The sequence below is a fragment of the Acinetobacter sp. 24-47-39 genome (genome assembly GCF_056783825.1).
The window spans coordinates 1-437 of sequence record NZ_JBWYIP010000040.1 but is presented as its reverse complement, the minus strand read 5'-3'; the positions used below and the strand labels follow the sequence as shown (position 1 = coordinate 437).

Below are 437 nucleotides of genomic sequence, written 5' to 3'. Positions count from 1 at the left end.
AAATCACATAATGAGAAGCTTTAAAAAACTCAATTTGTGATTGCCACATGCTGAAATTTGTCCCTAAAGAGTTAGAGAAAACAAGAGCAGGCTTGCTTGAATCACCAAAAGTTTGATAATTGATTTGCGCATCATTTGAAGAAAAAGTAGGCATAGAATCCCTCCCGACCTCCCTTAAGAAAAGGGAGGGGGTTTTTAATAGTTAAACACGTTCGATAATTAAAGCGATGCCTTGACCCACACCGATACACATAGAGCACAATGCATATTTGCCACCAGTTGCTTCAAGTTGATTCAGTGCAGTCGTCACCAAACGCGCACCTGATGCACCCAATGGATGACCTAATGCAATTGCACCACCATTTGGGTTTACACGTGCATCATCGTCGGCTAAACCTAGGTCACGTGTACACGCCAATGCTTGTGCTGCAAACGCT

General features: G+C 42.8%; 2 pseudogenes. Both read right to left on the bottom strand.

What is annotated here, in order from left to right:
- A pseudogene (locus tag AC1M9C_RS14955) lies at positions 1 to 154 on the bottom strand (3-oxoadipate enol-lactonase); the annotation flags it as partial.
- Positions 155 to 202: 48 nt separating this feature from the next.
- Positions 203 to 437: pseudogene (locus AC1M9C_RS14950) on the bottom strand (acetyl-CoA C-acyltransferase); the annotation flags it as partial.